This is a genomic window from Blastococcus sp. SYSU DS0616, from assembly GCF_054051015.1.
Map to the genome: position 1 here is coordinate 1 of NZ_JBJHAJ010000038.1, position 19,215 is coordinate 19,215.

Below are 19,215 nucleotides of genomic sequence, written 5' to 3' on the forward strand. Positions count from 1 at the left end.
GCCCCGCGGCGGCCGCGCCCCTCGGCCGCCCGCCCCCCCCCCCGGCGGCGGGCGGTGCCATTGTATGGGGCGGGGGGGGGGGGGGGGGGGCCCCCCCCCCCCCCCCCCCCCCCCCGCCTTCTGACCAGCCCCGAGAGGAGGCGGTGTGCAGTTCCTCGCTGACAACTTCGGCCTGCTGTGGGATGCGTTCCTGACGACGCTGAGCCTGTCACTGCTCGCCGGCCTGTTGGCGCTGGTGCTGGGCACGCTCCTGGCCGCGGCGCGGGTCAGTCCGGTCCCGCCGCTGCGCGGGCTGGCGACCTTCTACGTCGAGACCTTCCGCAACACGCCGCTGACGGTGGTCTTCTTCTTCCTGATCTTCGGCCTGCCGCAGATCGACTTCATCCTGGGCTTCTACACAGGGGCTGTGCTGTCCCTCGGGCTGTACACCGCGGCGTTCGTCTGCGAGGCGGTGCGCTCGGGGATCAACTCCGTCTCGACCGGGCAGGCCGAAGCGTCCCGCGCCATCGGCCTCACCTTCGGGCAGTCGCTGCGCGAGGTGGTGCTCCCGCAGGCGTTCCGCACCGTCGTCCCGCCGCTGGGCAACGTCTTCATCGCGATGGTCAAGAACAGCTCCATCGCGGCAGGCTTCGCCACCAGCGAGCTGAGCTCCTTGCTCCCCCGCCTGGTCAACGCCGACGCCGGGCAGCTCACCGCCGTCCTGCTGGGGGTCGTGGTCGCCTACATGATCATCACGTTGCCGCTCGCCTTCGGCGTGCACCGCCTGGAGCGACGGGTGGCGATCCTCCGATGACCACGCCGGTCCTCTTCGACATCCCCGGGCCCAAGGCGCGCGCCCGCATCCGCATCGGTACCGGCATCGGCATTCTGCTGATCCTGGGGATCCTCGCCGTCGTCCTCATCCGGCTGGCCGGCAACGGTCAGCTGGAGAGCCAGCGCTGGGCGGTGCTGTTCGATCCGCGCACCGGCGTCCCGCAGACGCTCGGCCGCGCGCTGGTCAACACGCTCCAGGTCGCAGCTGTCGGCATGGTCGTGGCCACAGTCCTGGGGCTGCTGCTGGCCGTCGGGCGGTTGTCCGACCACCGCCCAGTGCGCTGGCTGGTCGGCACCTACATCGAGTTCTTCCGGGCCATCCCGCTGCTTGTCGTCATCTTCGCGCTGTACTTCGTACTGCCGAAGTACGGCATCGAGCTCTCCGCCTTCCAGGCGCTCGCCGGCGGGCTCATCCTCTACAACTCGGCGGTGCTCGCCGAAATCTTCCGGGCCGGGATCCTGTCGATCGACAAGGGGCAGCGCGAGGCCGCCTTCGGCATCGGCATGCGCAAGTACCAGGTGATGTCGCTGGTGCTGCTCCCCCAGGCCACCCGACGCATGCTCCCGGTCCTCATCGCCCAACTCGTCGTCCTGCTGAAGGACAGCTCGCTCGGGTTCATCATCGGCTACTTCGAGCTGCTCCGAGGTGCGCGCAGCCTGGTGGAGTTCTTCTCCCTCAGCTTCGGCAACCAGTACACCTTCCAGCTGTACGTCGCCGCAGGGCTGATCTACATCGTGATCAACGTGCTGCTCTCACAGCTGGCGAAACTCGTCGAGCGGCGCACCCGCCGGAGCGCTACGTCGGGTGGAGGCAAGGCCGAGTTGCCGGCGGACGTGCAGATGGGTGGTGGCGGCGGCGCGGTGTGAGCTGCCCGCTCGTACCGACCGCGCCCTCGACCAGGGGGCCACCGACTCGCCACCCGCCTGACCGGCTCGTTCACGTCCGACCCACTCGTCCCAGCTGGGCGCGCCGGAGGGTCACGGAGCGAAACGGTCGCGAGACTGGTCGGCACGATGGAGACGATGCACGCGGCCGGGCGCCGCAACCTGCCCCCGGTTCCCCGGAGTTCCACTGAGACGATCCCGCCGGCCGCCGACGCCCCCGTCGTCGCCCCCGTGATGGTGGATGCGACGGCCCAGCTGGACGCGGGCCAGGCGTTCGTCGAGCGTCTGCGCGCCGCCGCGCCGGCGCTCGCCGAGGCAGCCGGCGCGGAGAGCGCGGTCGTCCGCGAGGTCGTGCCGCCGGCCCGGCACCGGCGGTCGCGGTGCCGGGTGGTGCTCCGCTACGAGGACGGCACCGAGACCGACCTGACGTTCGTCGGTGAGCGCCGCCGCCCGAACGCCTCGGACGAGGACGCCTTCGACGCGGAGATCACCCGCTGGCTGTCGAGCGGCCAACTCCGGGACCCGGCCTGGCTGGTGGCCGACCCGGAAGCCCCGGACGGGGTGGCCGTCGACGTGACCGCCTGGCTCGCCGCAGGCTAAGTCTGGCCGAGGAACGCGATGGTGGCCGGTCCTCGCCCGGTGCGATCGTCTCGCGGACAGGCACAGTGGCGTGCATGGGCGCCTCGGACGTCACCGCCGTCCTCGACGAACTCATGGCCCGGGAACCTCTGTTCCACCGAACCGAGCGAGGAACGAGCCGGTCCGCCTTCGAGGCCATGGCCGCCGAGGACTTCTGGGAGGTCGGCGCGTCCGGCGCCCGCTACGACCGCGAGCACGTGTGGTCGGTGCTGGAGCAGCGCTACGCAGACGGCGTCCTCGATGACTGGGAGACCAGCGACGTCGCCTGCCGCCCGCTGGGTGGTGACACGTTCCTGCTGACCTACCGACTCCGGCAGGATGCCCGGGTCACGCGACGCGCGACCATCTGGGAACGCACGGCCGACGACTGGCGCGTCATCTACCACCAGGGCACCGAGGTCGCCGGCGGCTGAACGCGCACCGGAGCCCGCCGGACACGCCGTGTCGGCCGGTGCACCGCGCCCCGACCCGGCACGGTGAGTGGATGCTGATCGTCATCTCGGGGCTGCCGGGCACCGGCAAGTCCGCGGTCGCCACCGAGCTGGCTGCCCGGCTGAGGGCCGTCCACGTCTCCATCGACCCGATCGAGGACGCGCTCCTGGGCGCAGGGCTCCCCCGCTCCGGGGAGACCGGGGTAGCGGCGTACGAAGCCGCACGGGCCGTGGTGCAGCAGAACCTCGCGCTCGGAGCATCCGTCGTGGTGGATGCGGTGAACGACAGCGAACCCGCCCGCGAGACCTGGCGGGTGGCGGCCGCCACCGCCGGCGTGGACCTCGCCTTCGTGCTGCTGGTCCTCGAGGACGAGGTCGAGCACCGCCGTCGGCTGGAGGGCCGGCTACGAGACCTGTCGCACGTGCCGGAGCCTTCGTGGGGCGAGATCGTCGCGCGTGCGGCGGCGTACGCACCCTGGGCTCATGAATCGCCCCTACGGGTAGACGCCCGACAGCCGGTCACCGACGTGGTGCTCGAGCTGATGCGCCGGCTCGACCGGCCGGCACCAGACGGACCTCGCCGCCACCCCTCGTGAGCCGTACTCACGGCCGGCTCGACCTCGCCGGTCAGGGAAGCGCGCTCTCCTCGTCGAACTCGGGGAGGTCGCCGACGTCATCGCCGAGCTCTGCCTCGTCCAGCGTCTCCCGCACGACCGCCGCGGCGAGACCGCCGTTGTAGCCCTTGCGGGTGAGCATGCCGATGAGCCGGCGGGTGGCCGTCGCACGGTCGAGCCGGCGCATGCTCCCGACCCGCCGGGCCACGAGCCGACGAGCCGCGTCGCGCTCGTCGTCGTCATCCACCGATTCGACGGCCTCCGCGGCCGTCTCCGGATCGACGCCCTTCGCCCGCAGTTCGGCGGAGAGCGCCCGGCGCGCCAACCCACGACCGGCCTGCCGACTGCTCACCCAGGCGCGGGCGAACGCGGCGTCGTCGATCAGGCCGACCTCGGTGAACCGGTCCAGCACCGCCTCGGCCGCGTCGTCGGGCACTCCCCGGGTCGCGAGGAGATCCGCCAGTTGCTGGCGGGTCTTCGGGGCCCCCGTCAGCGCACGGAGGCAGATCGCCCGTGCGACCTGTTCGGGATCGCCCGCGTCGTCCTCCGGGGAACCGGGGGCGACGTCCGGGGTCAGGGGATCGTCGCCACCCGGCGTCCGCGAACGTCGGCCGGCCCGGGTCGCCCCGGAGCCGCGCCGACGGTTCGAGGGCCGGTCGTCCAGCACCGGATCAGAAGTCGGGGGCGTCGACCGGCGCCGGAGCGTCCAGCGTCGGGCCGATGCCCAGCTTCTCCTTGACCTTCTTCTCGATCTCGTCGGCGAGGTCGGGGTTGTCCTTCAGGAAGTTGCGGACGTTCTCCTTGCCCTGGCCGAGCTGGTCGCCCTCGTAGGTGTACCAAGCACCGGACTTCTTCACGATGCCCTGCTCGACACCGGCGTCGACGATGCCGCCCTCGCGGCTGAAGCCCTGGCCCCACAGGATGTCGAGCTCGGCCTGCTTGAACGGCGCGGCGACCTTGTTCTTGACCACCTTGATGCGGGTGCGGCTGCCGATCGCGTCGGTGCCCTGCTTGAGGGTCTCGATACGACGGACGTCGAGCCGCACCGACGAGTAGAACTTCAGCGCCCGGCCACCGGTGGTGACCTCGGGCGAGCCGTAGACGACGCCGACCTTCTCGCGCAGCTGGTTGATGAAGATCGCCGTCGTGCCGGAGTTGCTCAGCGCACCGGTGATCTTGCGCAGCGCCTGGCTCATCAGGCGGGCCTGCAGACCCACGTGGCTGTCACCCATCTCGCCCTCGATCTCGGCGCGCGGCACCAGGGCCGCGACGGAGTCGATGACGATGATGTCGAGCGCGCCGGAGCGGATCAGCATGTCCGCGATCTCCAGCGCCTGCTCACCGGTGTCGGGCTGGCTGACCAGCAGGGCGTCGGTGTCCACGCCGATGGCGCGGGCGTACTCCGGGTCGAGGGCGTGCTCGGCGTCGATGAACGCGGCGATGCCGCCGTTGGCCTGGGCGTTGGCCACCGCGTGCAGGGCGACCGTGGTCTTACCGGAGGACTCCGGCCCGTAGACCTCGATGACCCGGCCGCGGGGCAGGCCACCGATGCCCAGCGCGATGTCGAGGGCGATCGAGCCGGTCGGGATGACCTTGATGGCCACCTCGGGGCTGTCGCCCAGCCGCATCACCGAGCCCTTGCCGAACTGCTTGTCGATCTGGGCGAGGGCCATGTCGAGGGCCTTGTCGCGGTCGAGCGTTGCTGGCATGGTGCGTCACCTTCGGTTCGCGAGAAGCGGGTCGGGACCGACGCTAGGGCGAGGCACCGACAGTTTCCGGATTGCGGGGCGGGATGTGGAGGAGCGGCCGCCCTGTGGACGTCACAGTAGGCCGAACACCTGTTCGACTGCCAGGCCGACACGCCGACCCGGCCGTGGGCGTCGTCTCAGCGCTCCTTGACGGGCACGTCGAAGTCCTCGCAGATGGCCAGCCACACCTTGCGGACCGGCACGCCCTCGTCGATGGCGTCCACGGCGGTGCGGCCGCCCAGGGTGGAGAAGACGTGGTCGCGCGCCACGCTCTGGGCGCGCATGGACCCGAACTGACCGTCGAGCCGGGACCAGAACTCCTGCAGGCGCACACCCCGACGCTAACCCGCCGGGCCCCGCTCGCGCCGGTGCCGCCCTAGGCTGGCGCGCATGATCCCGGGCACCGGCTCCGCGACGCTCGACACCGTCCTCGAGATCGGCATCGTCGTCGCGCTCGTCGCGATCATCGTGGTGCTGATCAGGAACTACCGCGGGCGCTGACCCGCGTCCCGAGCCACACAACCACCAGCGGGAGCACCAGCGCGGCGGACACGGCGGACACCAGGCCGAACCCGCCCCAGGCGAGGAGCGGCCCCCCGACCACCCCCGCCAGCGCGGCCCCGAGCCCCATCAGCAGGTCGGTGCCGCCCTGCGCGGTCGGCCGCAGCTCCGGGCCGACCGACGCGGTGACCAGCGCCGACCCCGCGATCAGCCCGCACGACCAGCCCAGGCCGAGCAGCAGCAGGCCGGCGCCCAGCTGCACCGAGTCGGCGGGGGCCGCCGTCCCCGACACGGCGGCCGCGGCCAGGAGCAGCACGGCGCCCAGGGCCACGACCGTCGGCGCGCCGACCCGGTCGGCGAGCATGCCGACCAGCGGGGAGAACAGGTACATGCCGGCGACGTGCACGCTGATCACCAGGCCGACGAGGCGGAGCACCGTCCCCTCGGGCCCGCCCGCGTGGCCCATGTGCACCGGCGTCATCACCATGACCCCGACCATGACCGAGTGGGCGACCACGACCGCGGTGATCCCCAGCCGCCCGGCCGGGGTCGCCCACACCGCCCGCAGAGCGGCCCCGGTGGCGTGCCGCGGCCGGGGACCGCCGCCGCCTCCGCCGAGCGCCCGGGCCACGAGCAGCGGATCGGGCCGCAGGAGCAGCAGGAAACCCACGGCGACGAGCGCGAACACGACCGCCGACACCACGAAGACGCCACCGAGCGCCGGCAGCCCGAGGGCCTCGCCGAGCTCGGCGCCCGGTGCGGCGAGGTTGGGGCCGACCACCGAGCCGACGGTCGTGGCCCACACGACCAGCGACAGCGACCGGCCGCGGCGCTCGGGTGCGGCGAGGTCCGCCGCGGCGTAGCGCGACTGGAGCCCGCACGCCGTCGCGGCGCCGAACAGGAACAGCCCGGCCAGGAGCAGGAGCAGGGACGACGCCGCCGCGGCGAGGACGGTGAGGACGGCGCCGACGACGCTCACGCCGTAGCCGGTGGCCAGACCGGCCCGCCGCCCCGCGGTGTCGCTGATCCGCGCCAGCGGCACCGCCAGCACCGCCGCCCCCAGGACACCGGCCGTCTGCCCCAGGCCCGAGGCGGTGTCGGTGCCGGCGACGTCGCGGGCCAGCAACCCGCCCGCGGTGATGCCGACGGTGACGCCCAGCCCGGCGAGCGCCACACCGCCGCTGAGGACGCCCAGGGTGCGGCGCTGCACGCCGGCGACGTCGATGGTGGCCTCGGGCCGCTGCAGCGGTGGCACGTGCACTCCCGTCTCCCGGGCGGGGAGGTCCCGCCGTCCGGCGCCCGCCGGTCAGCGAAGTGTCGTACACGGCGGGGACACTGAGCGCGTGCCCGCCCGCCCGACTCCCGCCCCCGGTGCGCTGGCCCGGTTCTCCGAGCCCACCCGCGCCTGGTTCACCGGTGCGTTCGAGCAGCCGACGGCCGCCCAGGACGGGGCCTGGCAGGCGATCAGCAGCGGCGAGCACGCCCTCGTCGTCGCCCCGACCGGGTCGGGGAAGACCCTGGCGGCGTTCCTGTGGTCGCTCGACCGGCTCGCCGCCACCCCGCCGGCCGACGAGCGGACGCGGTGCCGGGTCCTCTACGTCTCCCCCCTCAAGGCGCTGGCCGTCGACGTCGAGCGCAACCTGAGGGCGCCGCTGGCCGGCATCGGCCAGGCCGCCGCACGGCTGGGGCTGCCGCGGCCGGAGATCCGCGTCGGGATCCGCTCGGGCGACACCCCCGCCGACGAGCGGCGCACCTTCGCGCGCCGCCCGCCCGACATCCTCATCACCACGCCGGAGTCGCTGTTCCTGCTGCTCACCAGCCAGGCGCGGGAGGCGCTGCGCGGCGTCGAGACGGTGATCGTCGACGAGGTCCACGCGGTCACCGACTCCAAGCGCGGCGCCCACCTCGCCGTCTCCCTCGACCGGCTCGACGAGCTGCTCGACCGGCCGGCGCAGCGGATCGGCCTGTCGGCCACCGTGCGGCCCATCGAGGAGGTCGCCACCTTCCTCGCCGGCGGCCGGCCGGTGCAGGTGGTCTCCCCCGGCTCGACCAAGCGCTGGGACCTCTCGGTCGTCGTGCCGATCGAGGACATGAGCGAGCTGGGGCAACCGACCGGCGAGCTGGAGGGCTCGGCGGCCGGGCACCAGCCGCGCAACTCGATCTGGCCGGCGGTCGAGGAGCGGGTGCTCGACCTGGTGCAGGCGCACCGCAGCACGATCGTCTTCGCCAACTCCCGTCGGCTGGCCGAGCGGCTGACCAGCCGGCTCAACGAGCTGGCCTACGAGCGCACCACCGGCGAGCCCGTCCCGCCCGGCACGAACGCCGCCGCCCTGATGGCCCAGGCCGGCTCCGGCGGCGGCCTCCCGGAGGCCTTCCAGCCGGTCGCCGCGGCCCACCACGGCTCGGTCTCCCGCGAGCAGCGGGCCGTCGTCGAGGAGGCGTTGAAATCCGGCCGCCTGCCCGCCGTCGTCGCGACCTCGAGCCTCGAGCTCGGCATCGACATGGGCGCGGTCGACCTCGTCGTCCAGGTCGAGGCGCCGCCCACGGTCGCCAGCGGGCTGCAGCGGGTCGGTCGCGCCGGGCACCAGGTCGGGGCGGTCAGCCGCGGGGTGCTGTTCCCCAAGTACCGCGGTGACCTGGTGCAGTGCGCGCTGGTGGCCGAGCGGATGAAGGCCGGCGCGATCGAGTCGATCCGCTACCTGCGCAACCCCCTGGACGTGCTGGCGCAGCAGATCGTCGCGATCGTCGCCGAGCGGCCCCGCACCGTGGAGGAGGTCGGCGCGCTGGTGCGGCGCTCGGCGGCCTTCTCCTCGCTGCCGGAGTCGGCGCTGCACGCCGTCCTCGACATGCTGGCCGGGCGCTACCCGTCGGACGCCTTCGCCGAGCTGCGCCCGCGGCTCACCTGGGACCGGGTCACCGACACGCTCACCGCCCGCGCCGGCGCCCAGCGGCTCGCCGTCACCAGCGGCGGCACGATCCCCGACCGCGGGCTGTTCGGCGTCTTCCTGGTCGGTGGCGAAGGGGCCGGTGGCCGCCGGGTCGGCGAGCTGGACGAGGAGATGGTCTACGAGTCGCGCGCGGGCGACGTGTTCCTGCTGGGGTCCTCGTCCTGGCGGATCGAGGAGATCACCCACGACCGCGTGCTGGTCACCCCCGCGCCCGGCCAGCCCGGGAAGATGCCGTTCTGGCACGGCGACGCCCCCGGGCGGCCGCTCGAGCTCGGCCGGGCGCTGGGGGCCTTCCTCCGGGAGGTCGGCTCGGCCACCCCGGAGGCCGGGCTGGAGCGGGCGCGGGCCGCCGGGCTGGACGAGTGGGGCGCGGCGAACCTGGCGGCCTACCTCGGCGAGCAGAAGGCGGCCACCGGCCACCTGCCCGACGACCGGACGCTGCTGGTCGAGCGGTTCCGCGACGAGCTCGGCGACTGGCGCCTGGTCGTCCACTCCCCCTTCGGCGCCCAGGTCAACGCTCCGTGGGCGCTGGTGCTCGCTGCGCGGCTGCGGGAGCGCTACGGCGTCGACGTCTCCTCCATGCATTCCGACGACGGCATCGTGCTGCGGCTGCCCGACACGACCGGCGAGCCACCGGAGGGCGAGCTCGCCGTCCTCGACCCCGACGACGTCGAGCGCGAGGTCACCGCGGAGGTCGGCGGCTCGGCGCTGTTCGCCAGCCGGTTCCGCGAGTGCGCCGCTCGCGCGCTGCTGCTCCCCCGCCGCGACCCGCGCCGCCGCACCCCGCTGTGGCAGCAGCGGCAGCGCGCCGCCCAGCTGCTCTCGGTCGCCAGCGAGTTCGCCTCGTTCCCGATCACCCTCGAGGCGGCGCGCGAGGTGCTGCAGGACGTCTACGACGTGCCCGGGCTGGTCGAGCTGATGCGCGACGTGCGGGCCCGGCGGGTGCGGGTGGTCGACGTGCAGACCGAGACGGCGTCACCGTTCGCCCAGTCGCTGCTGTTCGGCTACGTCGGCCAGTTCCTCTACGAGGGTGACGCCCCGCTGGCCGAGCGCCGGGCCCAGGCGCTCGCCCTGGACACCGGCCTGCTCGCGGAGCTGCTCGGCCGCTCGGAGCTGCGCGAGCTCCTCGACGCGGAGGCGATCGCCGAGATCGAGGCGGAGCTGCAGCGGCTGCCCGAGCAGCGCCACCCCCGCGACGTCGACGGCGCCGGCGACCTGCTCCGGGTGGTCGGTGACCTCACCGCCGCAGAGGCAGCGCGCCGAGGCGTGCCCCGGGAGTGGCTCGACGAGCTGGTCGCCGCCCGCCGGGCCCTGGTCGTCCGCATCGCCGGCGAGGAGCGGTACGTCGCAATCGAGGACGCCGGCCGGCTACGGGACGCCCTGGGCACCGCGCTGCCCGTCGGCGTGCCCGAGGTGTTCACCGAGCCCGTCGCCGACCCGCTCGGCGACCTGGTCGGCCGCTACGCCCGCACGCACGGCCCCTTCCAGCCCGCCGAGGCCGCCACCCGGCTGGGCCTGGGCGTCGCCGTGGTCACCGCGACGGTGCAGCGGCTCACCGGTACCGGGCGGCTCGTCTCCGGGGAGTTCCGCCCCGGCGGCACCGGGCAGGAGTGGTGCGACGCCGACGTGCTCCGGTCCATCCGGCGGCGCAGCCTGGCCAGACTCCGGCAGGAGGTCGAGCCGGTGCCCACCGGCACGCTGGCCCGGTTCACGCCCTCCTGGCAGTCGGTGGGCAGCCGGTTGCGGGGTGCCGACGGAGTGCTCGCCGTCGTGGAGCAGCTGGCCGGTGCCCTGGTACCGGCCAGCGCGCTGGAGTCGCTCGTGCTGCCGGCGCGGGTGCGCGACTACTCGCCGGCCATGCTCGACGAGCTCACCAGCGCAGGCGAGGTGCTGTGGGCCGGCGCCGGGGGGCTGCCCGGCGGGGACGGGTGGCTCAGCCTGGTGCCCGCCGACCTGGCGCCGCTGCTGCTGCCCGAGCAGCTGGAGGTCGCCGGTGAGGGGCAGCCGCTGCTCGACCTGCTCGCCGGTGGGCAGGCGATGTTCTTCCGGGGTCTCTCCGATGCCCTCGGCGCCACCGACGACGCCGCGCTCGCCGACCTGGTGTGGGACCTGGTGTGGGCCGGCGCGCTGACCAACGACACCCTGGCCCCGCTGCGCACCCGGCTCAGCGGGGGCGGCACCCACAAGCGGGCCGCCGCTCCCCCGCGGGTCACGCGCAACCGCTACGGCCGCCCGCGGTTGAGCCGGGGCGCGATGCCGACCCGCAGCGGCCCGCCCACGGTGGCCGGGCGCTGGTCGCGGCTGCCCGACCGGGAGGCCAACGCCACCCGGCGCACCACGGCACGGGCCGAGGCGTTGCTGGAGCGGCACGGCGTCCTCACCCGCGGCGCGGTCATGGCCGAGCAGGTCGTCGGCGGCTTCTCCGCCGTCTACCCGGTGCTGCGGGCGTTCGAGGAGAACGGCCGGGCCCGGCGCGGCTACTTCGTGGAGACCCTCGGGGCCGCCCAGTTCGGCACGCCCGGATCGGTCGACCGGCTGCGCAGCTTCGCCTCGCCCGACCGGGTGCCGGCGGGCGCCGTCGTGCTCGCCGCGACCGACCCGGCCAACGTCTACGGGGCGGCGTTGCCCTGGCCCGAGCGCACGGTCGCGGCCGACGGGACGGCCGTGGACCTCGGCGAGGGCACCGGCGCCGGCCGGAAGGCGGGGCACCGGGCCGGGCGCAAGGCGGGGGCGCTGGTCGTCCTGGTCGACGGCGAGCTGGTGCTCTACGTCGAGCGCGGTGGGAAGACGCTGCTCTCCTGGACCGAGGAGGAGCAGGTGCTCAAGGAAGCAGCGACGGCGCTCTCCGGCGCGGTGTCCGCGGGTGCGCTGGGCCGGATGGTCGTGCAGAAGGCCGACGGCGCCTCGGTGCACGAGGACACCGCGCTGTCCCAGGCACTGCAGGCAGCCGGTTTCGCGGCCACTCCCCGCGGTTTGCGCCTGCGCGGGTGAGCCCCCGTGCCGGCCTCAGCCCAGGCTCACGGCGGCGATCGGCAGGGCGATGAACACCCCACCGGCGTAGGCCGGCATGGCCCAGCGCTGGCGTGCGGCGAAGGCCCCCAGGCCTTCGGCCAGCCGCACCGGCAGGTAGCGGACCTGCGGCACGGGGTAGATCAGCAGGACGGCGGAGATGTTGAACAGCACGTGCACCAGCGCGATCACCAGCCCCTCTGGTTGCCCGGTGGCCAGCGCCGCGAGCAGGGCGGTCACCGTGGTGCCCAGGTTGGCGCCGATGGTGATCGGATAGGCGTTCCGCACGGTCAGCACCCCCGCGGCCACCAGCGGGAGCAGCGTGACCGTGACGATCGAGGAGCTCACGACCGCGATGGCGGCGACGGTGCCCACCGCGATGCCCACCAGGCCACCCGCCTTGCTCACCGACCGATTCGCCTTCTCCTGCAGCGGGCCGGTCACCACGGCCCGCATGTTCGTGCTGATGAAGCGGATCGTCACGTACAGCGCGACGATGCCTCCGACCAGCAGCACGGTGCCGAGGAAGGCGCCGGCCGGGACCAGCGCGGCCACCAGGGTGGAGACGCCCTCGACGGCCGGGTCGGTGGCCATCGCCAACGGGCTCTCGACGTCCACCCCGGTCACGCCGGTGCCGGCGATGACGTCACCCAGCCAGCGCGCCGCCGAGGCCAGGAAGCCGGTGAGCAGTTCCAGCGGCAGCAGGATCAGCACGGCGAGGAAGTTGAACAGGTCGTGCATGGTCGCCGCCGCCACCACCTGCCGGAACTCCGCCCTCCGGCGCATGCTCACCAGCGTGACCAGCGTGTTGGTCACGGTGGTGCCGATGTTGGCTCCCATGACCATCGGCACGGCGATCTCCACCGGGATCACCCCGGCCGCCACCATCCCGACGATCGCCGACGTCGACACCGACGAGGACTGCACGAGGATGGTGGCCAGCACACCGGCGAACAGGCCGGAGAGCGGATGACTGACCCCGGCCAGCACCGCATCGTTGAACCCCTCGCCCATGTGGGCGATGCCGTCCTCGACCATGCCGACGCCCACGAGGAACAGGTAGAGCAGCACGAGGGCCAGTGCGGCGCGGACCAGGATCTGCTTCCGGCTCAAGCGTGGGGCCGGCTGCGCGGATGTGGCGGCTTCGTCGGTCGGGTCGGTCACGGCATTCCCCCCGGTAGGCGGTCCGACCTCTCCCAGGGTCACGCCGGCCGGCGAACGGCCGATGGCCTAAGACCGAACGCCGCGCCTACGTCTGCCGGCGCCCCGCGCCACCACCTCGACCTGCCGGGGGATCAGTCCCTGTCGGGGTGCAGCCAGCGGGCGAACAGGCGGGTGAGCACCGGCATCACGACGTATCCGAGAGCGGTCACGACCACGCAGGCCGAAAGCAGCAGGCGCAGCTCCAGGGGCCAGCCGGACAGGTACGGCATGACGACCTGCTGCAGCACCGAGGTGATGCCGAACACCGCCGCGATCGTGAGAACCGACGCCCGCCAGCGGGGGCCGGGCCGGGCCGGGCGGGTGAAGAAGCTGTCCAGGCCGTCGGCGCGGGCGTAGCGCTCGTCCTCGACCATCCCCGGCAACCGCGCGAGGAACGCCTGCCGCTCGGGCGAGCGTTCCCACGCGGCGAGCGAGTCCGCGTCGGCGAAGCGGTAGACCAGGTGGTACTCGGAGCTGCCGGAGCCCGGGTGGAGCAGGGATGCGCCGAGGTTGCCGGGGTAGTTGGCGGCCTCGGCCAGGACCGCGCCGGCCGCCCGCTCGAAGGCCGCCCGCCGATCGGGCCGCACCACGCGCGCGACGGTGACGGTGACCGGCTGGCGGTCGGGGGCGGTTCGGGCGCTTCCGAGCCGGGTGCGCAGTCGCGGGGGCACGCTCACAGCCGGGGCCAGCGCATCGGGCGGCGGCAGGCTTCCCGGTTGTCGGGGCTCTCACACCGGAGGGGCAGGCCGGCCCACCGCCGGGGATCATGGACACGTGCCCGAGGGAGACACCGTCTGGCTGGCCGCCGAGCGCATGAACACCGCGCTGGCCGGGGCCACGCTGCGGCGCGGCGAGTTCCGGCTCCCTCAGCTGGCCGCGCTGGACCTCACCGGCGCGGCCGTCACCGAGGTCCTCCCTCGCGGCAAGCACCTGCTGATCCGCCTGGCCGACGGGCGCACGCTCCGCACCCACTTCCGGATGGACGGCAGCTGGCACATCCACCGCCCCGGCACCCGCTGGAAGGGCGGCCCGGCCCACGACGTCCGCATCGTGCTGGCCACCGACGAGTGGGAGTGCGTCGGCTACCGGCTGCACGACGTGGACCTCGTGCCCACCACGGACGAGGAGCAGCTCGTCGGCCACCTCGGGCCGGACGTGCTCGGTCCCGACTGGGACCTCGACGAGGCGCTGCGCCGCCTGCGCGCCCACCCCGACGAACAGGTCGGCGTAGCGATCCTCGACCAGCGCAACCTCGCCGGGATCGGCAACCTCTACAAGGTCGAGTCGCTGTTCCTGCTGGGCCTGCACCCGTGGGCGCGGGTGGCCGACGTCGACGGCCGCCTGGCTCCGCTGGTCGAGCGCGCTCAGCGGCTCATGCGTGCGAACCTGCACCACCCCGAGCAGAACACCACCGGCGACCCGCGGCGCGGCCGCGACCACTGGGTCTTCGGCCGGAGGGGCCGCCCCTGCTTCCGGTGCGGAACGGCCATCCTGCTCGGCGAGCAGGGGCCGCCGACGCAGGAGCGCGTGACGTGGTGGTGCCCCCGCTGCCAGGCGGCCCGCTCCCCGATCGACCCGCAGGCCCGCACCGGGGAGCCGGACCGCCCGCAGCCGGTGACCGTCTACCGCTAGCTGCTCAGGCCTGCTCGGGGCGCTCCGCCGGCTGCGCCTGCGGCTGGGCGGCCTGCTCCGGCGCGGGCGCACCCTGCTCGATCGCACCCGCGGCGCCGCCGGCCTCGACCGCCGGCGTCCCGCCGCCCATCGTGGCGCGGATCTGGTCCAGCCGCGAGGCCCCGGCCACGTCGAGGGTCGCCTTCTCGACCTCGAGCATCCGGCCCTCGACCGAGGTCTGCGCCAGCTCTGCCTGACCCAGCGCGTTGGCGTAGCGGGCCTCGATCTTGTCGCGGATCTCCCCCAGGTTGGGGGTGTTGCCGGGCGCGGAGAGCTCGTTGACCTGACGCATCGAGTTGGCGACGTGCTCCTGCATCTTCGCCTGCTCGAGCTGGCTCATCAGCTTGGTGCGCTCGGCCAGCGTCGTCTGCAACCGCATCCGCGACTGCTCCACCGCGCCGCGCGCCTGCTCAGCGGCCTGCAGCGCCTCGTCGTGGCTGCGCTTGAGGTCCTCCATCGACTGCTCGGCAGCCACCAGCTGGGTGGCGAACGCCTGGGCGGCCTGCTCGTACTCGGCCGCCTTCGCCGCGTCGCCCTTGGCGCGGGCCTGGTCGGCCAGCGTCAGGGCCTGGCGGGCCGAGGACTGCAACTTCTCGACCTCGCCCAGCTGGCGGTTGAGCCGCATCTCCAGCTGCCGCTGGTTGCCGAGCACCGCGGCGGCCTGGTTGGCCAGCGACTGGTGCCGCTGCTGCTCCGCCTCGATCGCCTGCGCGATCTGCACCTTCGGGTCCGCCCGCTGGTCGATCTGCGCATTGGCCGATGCGGTGAGGTACTTCCACAGCTTCACGAACGGGTTGGGCATGGGGTCCTCCTGCTCCGGCGCACTCGCCGGACCGGCGATGCTCGTCCCCAGCATCGTCCCAGGTGATCACCCTCGGCAGCCAACGCGGGCCAGCCGCGTCGCGGCTAGGGTGCGCAGAATGCCGCCCGCCAGCCCCGTTCTCTGCGTCCTCGGCGAGCTCGTCGTCGACCTGCTGCCCGTGCCCGGGGCCGGCGAGAGCAGCACGGCGCCGCACTACGTCGCGCGGCCCGGGGGGAACGCGCTGAACGTCGCCGTCGCCGCCGCCCGCCTCGAGACCCCGGTGCGGTTGCTCGCCCGGCTGGGCACCGGCCCGCTGGCCGCCAACCTGCGCCGGCACGCCGAACTGGCCGGCGTCGACACCACCGGCTTCGTCGAGGCCGCCGAACCGGTGAGCCTGGCCGTCGTCGGGGTCGACGCCGACGGCTCCCCGGACTACGGCTTCCACGTGCTCGGCGCCGCCGACTGGCAGTGGACCGACGAGGAGCTGGACCGGGTACTGCCGGAGGATGTGGGCGCGTTGCACGTCGGCTCGATCTCCAGCTGGACCGAGCCCGGCAGCGATGCGATCTCCCGGCTGGTCCGCCGGCTGTCGGGCCGCGCGCTGGTCAGCGTCGACCCCAACATCCGCCCGATGCTGGCCGAGGGGCCCGTCGGCGCCTCGCTGGGCAACGACCGGGCAGCCGTGACCAGCCGACTGGACGAGCTCGTCGGCCACGCCGACGTGGTGAAGGTCAGCGCCGAGGACCTCGCCTGGCTGGAACCGGGCGTCACCGACCTGGACGACGCCGCCCGGCGCTGGGCCGACCGCGGTCCGGCGCTGGTCGTCCTCACCGACGGCGGCGCTCCGCTGCGGATGGCCCGTCCGGGCCGGCCGGTGCAGCACCGCGAGAGCCCCCGCGTCGCCGTGGTCGACACGGTGGGAGCGGGCGACTCGCTGGCCGCCGGGCTGCTGACCGGGCTTCTGGGCGCGGGACTCACCACGCGAGCCGCCCTGGCGGCCGCTCCCGACCACCAGCTCCTGGCGCTGCTCGACGACGCCGCGCTCGTCGCCGCGGTCAACTGCACCCGGGTGGGCGCCGATCCGCCCACCCGCGCGGAGCTGGCGGCGGCGCGGGGCCCCCGATGAGTGACGCCGGCCTCCGCCTCGTCGGTCTCGAGGAGCTCTCCGCGGGGGCGCTGCGCGGCCGGCTGCTCGCCCGGCGTGCCGAGTTCTGGGCCGGTTCACCCCTGGAGGACGCCGCCGTCGCCGCGCTGCACGACCCGGTGTTCTTCCACCAGCTGGGTGGCTTCGGGGCGGTCGCCCTCACGCCGCACGATGAGGACGCGGGGTACCTGCTCGGTGTCGTGAGCGCCGACCGGCTCGCCGTCGTCCAGGCCGTGGCCGTCCACCCGGCCCACCGCGGCCGTGGCGTCGCCGTCCGGCTGCTGGAACGGTTCGCGGGCCTCGCCGCCGGGGTGGGCGCCCGGGTGGTCCAGGCCGTCGCCCTGCCCGGGGACGCCGGAGCTGCCGCCCTGGCCGCCCGCCTCGGGGCACACTCGGCGCCCTCACCCGGTCACGCGGGTCCCGACGAGGACCGGGTGGTGTTCACTCGCCGGCTGCCGCTGGAGCACCCGGCTCAGCCGGCGGAATCCAGGAGCTGACCCAGCAGCGCCGCCTGCCGTCGTCGCTGCGTCGTGAGCCCTGGCTGCAGCACCACGCCGAGCAGCCATCGGCCGGCCAGCTGCGCGCCGTCGTCGTCCACGCCGAGGACGACGGCGAGCCGGCCGGTGAGGCCCGCCCACGTCTCGGCGCCGGGCGCCAGCAGCCCGGCCAGCTGGTCGGGCTCGGTCTCGGCCAGCCGGCGCAGCACCGGGTGCGTGGCGAGCTCGTCGGCGAGCACGGCGAGGGCCTCGGCCGCGGGCAGCCCGGCCGCCAGGTCGGTGAGGCGGTGCAGCTCCGCGGCCAGCAGCGCGCGCACCACGTCGTCCTTGGTGCGGAAGTGGTTGTAGAGGGTGGCCTTGGCGACCCCGGCCGCCGCCGCGACCGACTGCATCGTGCTGCGCCGCAGCCCGGCAGCGGCGAACGCGCGCGCGGCGCCCTCGAGCAGCCCCGCGCGGGTGCGGTTCATCCCGCCCCGGGCCCGTCGGCCGGGCACCGGACGCGCCGGCACGGCACCAGGATCCGGGGCGGGGAGCACGTGCCCTGTCTCGCACCGACGGACGGCGCCGTCAAGTACGGGCGGTCAGGCGGCGAGCGAGACCGCGTCGCGTCGGCGCGCGGTGCGCCCCTGCTGCCCGGCGCCGACCAGCGCCAGCGCGGGCTCGGCGCCGGCGTCCACCGGGACGGGTGCTTCGGCGGTCTCGGCTGCCGGGGCGGCCTCGCCGGAGGCCGCCAGCGGGCGCACCTCCGCGCCGGCGGCGGCACCGCGCAGCTCGAGGCTCACCTCGGCGAGCAGGTCGGCCAGCTCGACTTCGAGCGCGTCGCAGATGGAGGCGAGCAGCTCCGAGGAGGCCTCCTTCTGCCCTCGCTCCACCTCGGAGAGGTACCCGAGGCTGACCCGGGCAGCACCGGAGACGTCGCGCAACGTGCGGTGCTGACGCAGCCGGTGGCCGCGCAGGGTGTTCCCGAGCTGGGTGCGCAGCAGCGTCATGGCCGTCTCCTGTCCTGCGAGCGGGGAAGCGGCGGTGCCGTCCGGCACCGTGCGCTCACGGTACGCGGCGCGTGCGCCGTCAGCCCGCCGACGGGGCCGAGTCCGCTCATGGCGTAACGCCGTCCCCGGGCTCGGCGTTCCCGTCGCCCGCTCCACGCAGCCGGTCCCGCAGGGCGGTGAACGCGCTGGCCACCGCGCCCGCGCGCACGGCGGCGCGGTCCCCCGGCAGGTCCAGCCGGACGACGTCGGTGCGCTGCCCGTCGCTGAGTCCGAGGTACACCCGGCCGGGACCGTACCCGTCCACCTCGCCGGGGCCCGCGACCCCGGTGAGCCCGACGCCGAAGGTGGCCGAGCACCGGGCACGGATGCCCTCCGCCAGCGCCGCCGCCGTCTCCGGGCTGACCGGCCCGGAAGCCGCCAGCACGTCGGCAGGCACGCCGGCGAGGACCGTCTTCAGATCCGTGGCGTAGACGACGGCCCCGCCGCGCAGCGTGGCGCTGGCGCCGGGGACGGCGGCGAGGGTGGCGCAGAACAGCCCTGCGGTGAGCGACTCCGCGGCCGCCACGGTCGCGCCCCTGGACTGCAGCGCCCGGTGCACATCCGCGGCGAGCGCCTCGAGCGCGGCGGAGCCGTCCGCGGTGGCCACGACCGCTCAGGCGGCGGTGTCGCGGCGGGTGGAGGGGTCGGCACCCGACTGGCGGCGGGCGGTCGCCGCCCGCATGGCCCGGGCGCTGGTCTGCCGCAGCGTGATGGCGCGGTAGACGTAGTCCAGGCCGGTCAGCACCGTGAGCACCACGGCGGCGGCCATGACCCACCAGCGGGTCGTGGCCAGGGCGCCGCTGAGCGGCAGGATGTACAGGCCGATCGCGAGCGACTGCAGCACGGTCTTGGCCTTGCCGCCGCGGCTGGCGGCGATGACGCCGTGGCGGATGACCCAGAACCGCAGCAGGGTGACCCCCACCTCGCGGACCAGGATGACCGCGGTCACCCACCAGGGCAGGAGCGCCAGCACGGACAGGGCGACGAGCGCGGTGCCCGTCAGCGCCTTGTCGGCGATCGGGTCGGCGAGCTTGCCGAACTCGGTGACCTGACCGGTGCGCCGGGCGATCAGCCCGTCGTAGCGGTCGGTGATGATCGCCAGGCCGAAGACGACCGTGGCCCAGTAGCGCCCGGCGTCGTCGAGACCGTCCTCGCGCAGCAGCAGCACGGCCAGCACGGGCACCACCGCCAGCCGCAGCACCGTGAGGGCGTTCGGCAGGTTGAGCAGACGCACCGACTGCGGCGGGGTCGCCGCCGGGTCGGGGGCCACGCCGCTCATCTG

20 protein-coding genes are annotated in these 19,215 nt (G+C 74.6%); 9 read left to right on the plus strand and 11 right to left on the minus strand.

All coding sequences use genetic code 11. From position 1 onward, the window contains the following. The first annotated feature begins 145 nt into the window (after nt 1-145). The 5 genes from ACI79K_RS19590 (at nt 146) to ACI79K_RS19610 (ending at nt 3,364) form a co-directional block, all read left to right on the plus strand. The gene (locus ACI79K_RS19590; protein WP_456589361.1) at nt 146-793 is read left to right on the plus strand and encodes an amino acid ABC transporter permease; all 648 of its coding nucleotides are present in this window, start codon (nt 146-148) and stop codon (nt 791-793) included. Beyond that, a complete protein-coding gene (locus ACI79K_RS19595) occupies nt 790-1,680 on the plus strand; it encodes an amino acid ABC transporter permease (RefSeq protein WP_456600548.1) in 891 nt (296 codons plus the stop codon). The genes ACI79K_RS19590 and ACI79K_RS19595 overlap by 4 nt, the downstream gene beginning before the upstream one ends. Nucleotides 1,681-1,827: 147 nt before the next feature. Next, nucleotides 1,828-2,298, plus strand: a complete 471-nt coding sequence (locus tag ACI79K_RS19600) for a hypothetical protein (protein ID WP_456600549.1) — start codon at nt 1,828-1,830, stop codon at nt 2,296-2,298. Between the two features lie 74 nt (nt 2,299-2,372). Beyond that, nucleotides 2,373-2,750 (plus strand): nuclear transport factor 2 family protein, encoded by a 378-nt coding sequence (locus ACI79K_RS19605; RefSeq protein WP_456600550.1) that lies wholly within the window; start codon nt 2,373-2,375, stop codon nt 2,748-2,750. 71 nt (nt 2,751-2,821) lie between these two features. Next, the gene (locus ACI79K_RS19610) at nt 2,822-3,364 is read left to right on the plus strand and encodes an AAA family ATPase (protein ID WP_456600551.1); all 543 of its coding nucleotides are present in this window, start codon (nt 2,822-2,824) and stop codon (nt 3,362-3,364) included. Between the two features lie 31 nt (nt 3,365-3,395). On the opposite strand, the gene ACI79K_RS19615 is transcribed toward ACI79K_RS19610, so the two are convergent. The 4 genes from ACI79K_RS19615 to ACI79K_RS19630 form a co-directional block, all read right to left on the minus strand. Beyond that, the gene (locus ACI79K_RS19615) at nt 3,396-4,049 is read right to left on the minus strand and encodes a regulatory protein RecX (RefSeq protein ID WP_456600552.1); all 654 of its coding nucleotides are present in this window, start codon (nt 4,047-4,049) and stop codon (nt 3,396-3,398) included. A 4-nt stretch (nt 4,050-4,053) separates the two neighbouring features. Further along, on the minus strand, nt 4,054-5,091 hold the full coding sequence (gene recA / locus ACI79K_RS19620; RefSeq protein ID WP_346619486.1) for a recombinase RecA: 1,038 nt from the start codon (nt 5,089-5,091) through the stop codon (nt 4,054-4,056). Between the two features lie 176 nt (nt 5,092-5,267). After that, nucleotides 5,268-5,462 carry a DUF3046 domain-containing protein gene (locus tag ACI79K_RS19625; RefSeq protein ID WP_456589355.1) on the minus strand — a complete coding sequence of 65 codons (195 nt, stop codon included), beginning with the start codon at nt 5,460-5,462 and terminating at the stop codon, nt 5,268-5,270. Nucleotides 5,463-5,608: 146 nt separating this feature from the next. Continuing rightward, nucleotides 5,609-6,886: an MFS transporter gene (locus ACI79K_RS19630; RefSeq protein WP_456600553.1), complete on the minus strand. Its 1,278-nt coding sequence runs from the start codon at nt 6,884-6,886 to the stop codon at nt 5,609-5,611. Between the two features lie 88 nt (nt 6,887-6,974). Between ACI79K_RS19630 and ACI79K_RS19635 the strand changes: the two genes are divergently transcribed. Continuing rightward, nucleotides 6,975-11,570 carry an ATP-dependent helicase gene (locus ACI79K_RS19635; RefSeq protein ID WP_456600554.1) on the plus strand — a complete coding sequence of 1,532 codons (4,596 nt, stop codon included), beginning with the start codon at nt 6,975-6,977 and terminating at the stop codon, nt 11,568-11,570. 15 nt (nt 11,571-11,585) lie between these two features. Here ACI79K_RS19635 and ACI79K_RS19640 read toward each other — a convergent pair whose 3' ends face one another. Together ACI79K_RS19640 and ACI79K_RS19645 are read right to left on the minus strand one after the other, a co-directional pair. Then, nucleotides 11,586-12,701 (minus strand): Na/Pi symporter, encoded by a 1,116-nt coding sequence (locus tag ACI79K_RS19640; RefSeq protein WP_456589352.1) that lies wholly within the window; start codon nt 12,699-12,701, stop codon nt 11,586-11,588. Between the two features lie 182 nt (nt 12,702-12,883). Next, a complete protein-coding gene (locus ACI79K_RS19645; protein WP_456600555.1) occupies nt 12,884-13,468 on the minus strand; it encodes an antibiotic biosynthesis monooxygenase in 585 nt (194 codons plus the stop codon). A 97-nt stretch (nt 13,469-13,565) separates the two neighbouring features. Here ACI79K_RS19645 and ACI79K_RS19650 point away from each other — a divergent pair, with 97 nt between their 5' ends. Next, on the plus strand, nt 13,566-14,423 hold the full coding sequence (locus ACI79K_RS19650) for a DNA-formamidopyrimidine glycosylase family protein (protein WP_456600556.1): 858 nt from the start codon (nt 13,566-13,568) through the stop codon (nt 14,421-14,423). 4 nt (nt 14,424-14,427) lie between these two features. On the opposite strand, the gene ACI79K_RS19655 is transcribed toward ACI79K_RS19650, so the two are convergent. Next, nucleotides 14,428-15,264 carry a PspA/IM30 family protein gene (locus ACI79K_RS19655; RefSeq protein WP_456596519.1) on the minus strand — a complete coding sequence of 279 codons (837 nt, stop codon included), beginning with the start codon at nt 15,262-15,264 and terminating at the stop codon, nt 14,428-14,430. A gap of 118 nt (nt 15,265-15,382) precedes the next feature. On the opposite strand from ACI79K_RS19655, the gene ACI79K_RS19660 reads away from it, so the two are divergent. Continuing rightward, nucleotides 15,383-16,390 (plus strand): PfkB family carbohydrate kinase, encoded by a 1,008-nt coding sequence (locus ACI79K_RS19660; protein ID WP_456596518.1) that lies wholly within the window; start codon nt 15,383-15,385, stop codon nt 16,388-16,390. Then, nucleotides 16,387-16,905, plus strand: coding sequence for a GNAT family N-acetyltransferase (locus ACI79K_RS19665; protein ID WP_456600557.1), 519 nt, complete (start codon nt 16,387-16,389; stop codon nt 16,903-16,905). The genes ACI79K_RS19660 and ACI79K_RS19665 overlap by 4 nt, the downstream gene beginning before the upstream one ends. Here the strand turns inward: ACI79K_RS19665 and ACI79K_RS19670 are convergent. The 4 genes from ACI79K_RS19670 to pgsA all read right to left on the minus strand — a co-directional run bounded on the left by ACI79K_RS19670 (nt 16,881) and on the right by pgsA (nt 19,212). After that, entirely contained in the window at nt 16,881-17,414 is a 534-nt protein-coding gene (locus ACI79K_RS19670; protein WP_456600558.1) for a TetR family transcriptional regulator, read from the minus strand. The two genes, ACI79K_RS19665 and ACI79K_RS19670, sit on opposite strands and share 25 nt — an antisense overlap. 72 nt (nt 17,415-17,486) lie before the next feature. Beyond that, nucleotides 17,487-17,894, minus strand: a complete 408-nt coding sequence (locus ACI79K_RS19675) for a helix-turn-helix domain-containing protein (protein WP_456589346.1) — start codon at nt 17,892-17,894, stop codon at nt 17,487-17,489. A 106-nt stretch (nt 17,895-18,000) separates the two neighbouring features. Continuing rightward, a complete protein-coding gene (locus ACI79K_RS19680; RefSeq protein ID WP_456600559.1) occupies nt 18,001-18,540 on the minus strand; it encodes a CinA family protein in 540 nt (179 codons plus the stop codon). A 6-nt stretch (nt 18,541-18,546) separates the two neighbouring features. Next, on the minus strand, nt 18,547-19,212 hold the full coding sequence (pgsA, locus tag ACI79K_RS19685; RefSeq protein ID WP_456596515.1) for a CDP-diacylglycerol--glycerol-3-phosphate 3-phosphatidyltransferase: 666 nt from the start codon (nt 19,210-19,212) through the stop codon (nt 18,547-18,549). Between the last annotated feature and the right edge of the window lie 3 nt (nt 19,213-19,215).

What these genes read in the sequence shown, in the direction of transcription:
- ACI79K_RS19600 (WP_456600549.1), top strand. Translation starts at nt 1,828, where the DNA reads ATGGAGACGATGCACGCGGCCGGGCGCCGCAACCTGCCCCCGGTTCCC.
- ACI79K_RS19675 (WP_456589346.1), bottom strand. Translation starts at nt 17,894, where the DNA reads ATGACGCTGCTGCGCACCCAGCTCGGGAACACCCTGCGCGGCCACCGG.
- ACI79K_RS19660 (WP_456596518.1), top strand. Translation starts at nt 15,383, where the DNA reads ATGCCGCCCGCCAGCCCCGTTCTCTGCGTCCTCGGCGAGCTCGTCGTC.
- ACI79K_RS19610 (WP_456600551.1), top strand. Translation starts at nt 2,822, where the DNA reads ATGCTGATCGTCATCTCGGGGCTGCCGGGCACCGGCAAGTCCGCGGTC.
- ACI79K_RS19595 (WP_456600548.1), top strand. Translation starts at nt 790, where the DNA reads ATGACCACGCCGGTCCTCTTCGACATCCCCGGGCCCAAGGCGCGCGCC.
- ACI79K_RS19665 (WP_456600557.1), top strand. Translation starts at nt 16,387, where the DNA reads ATGAGTGACGCCGGCCTCCGCCTCGTCGGTCTCGAGGAGCTCTCCGCG.
- ACI79K_RS19605 (WP_456600550.1), top strand. Translation starts at nt 2,373, where the DNA reads ATGGGCGCCTCGGACGTCACCGCCGTCCTCGACGAACTCATGGCCCGG.
- ACI79K_RS19655 (WP_456596519.1), bottom strand. Translation starts at nt 15,264, where the DNA reads ATGCCCAACCCGTTCGTGAAGCTGTGGAAGTACCTCACCGCATCGGCC.
- recA (WP_346619486.1), bottom strand. Translation starts at nt 5,091, where the DNA reads ATGCCAGCAACGCTCGACCGCGACAAGGCCCTCGACATGGCCCTCGCC.
- pgsA (WP_456596515.1), bottom strand. Translation starts at nt 19,212, where the DNA reads ATGAGCGGCGTGGCCCCCGACCCGGCGGCGACCCCGCCGCAGTCGGTG.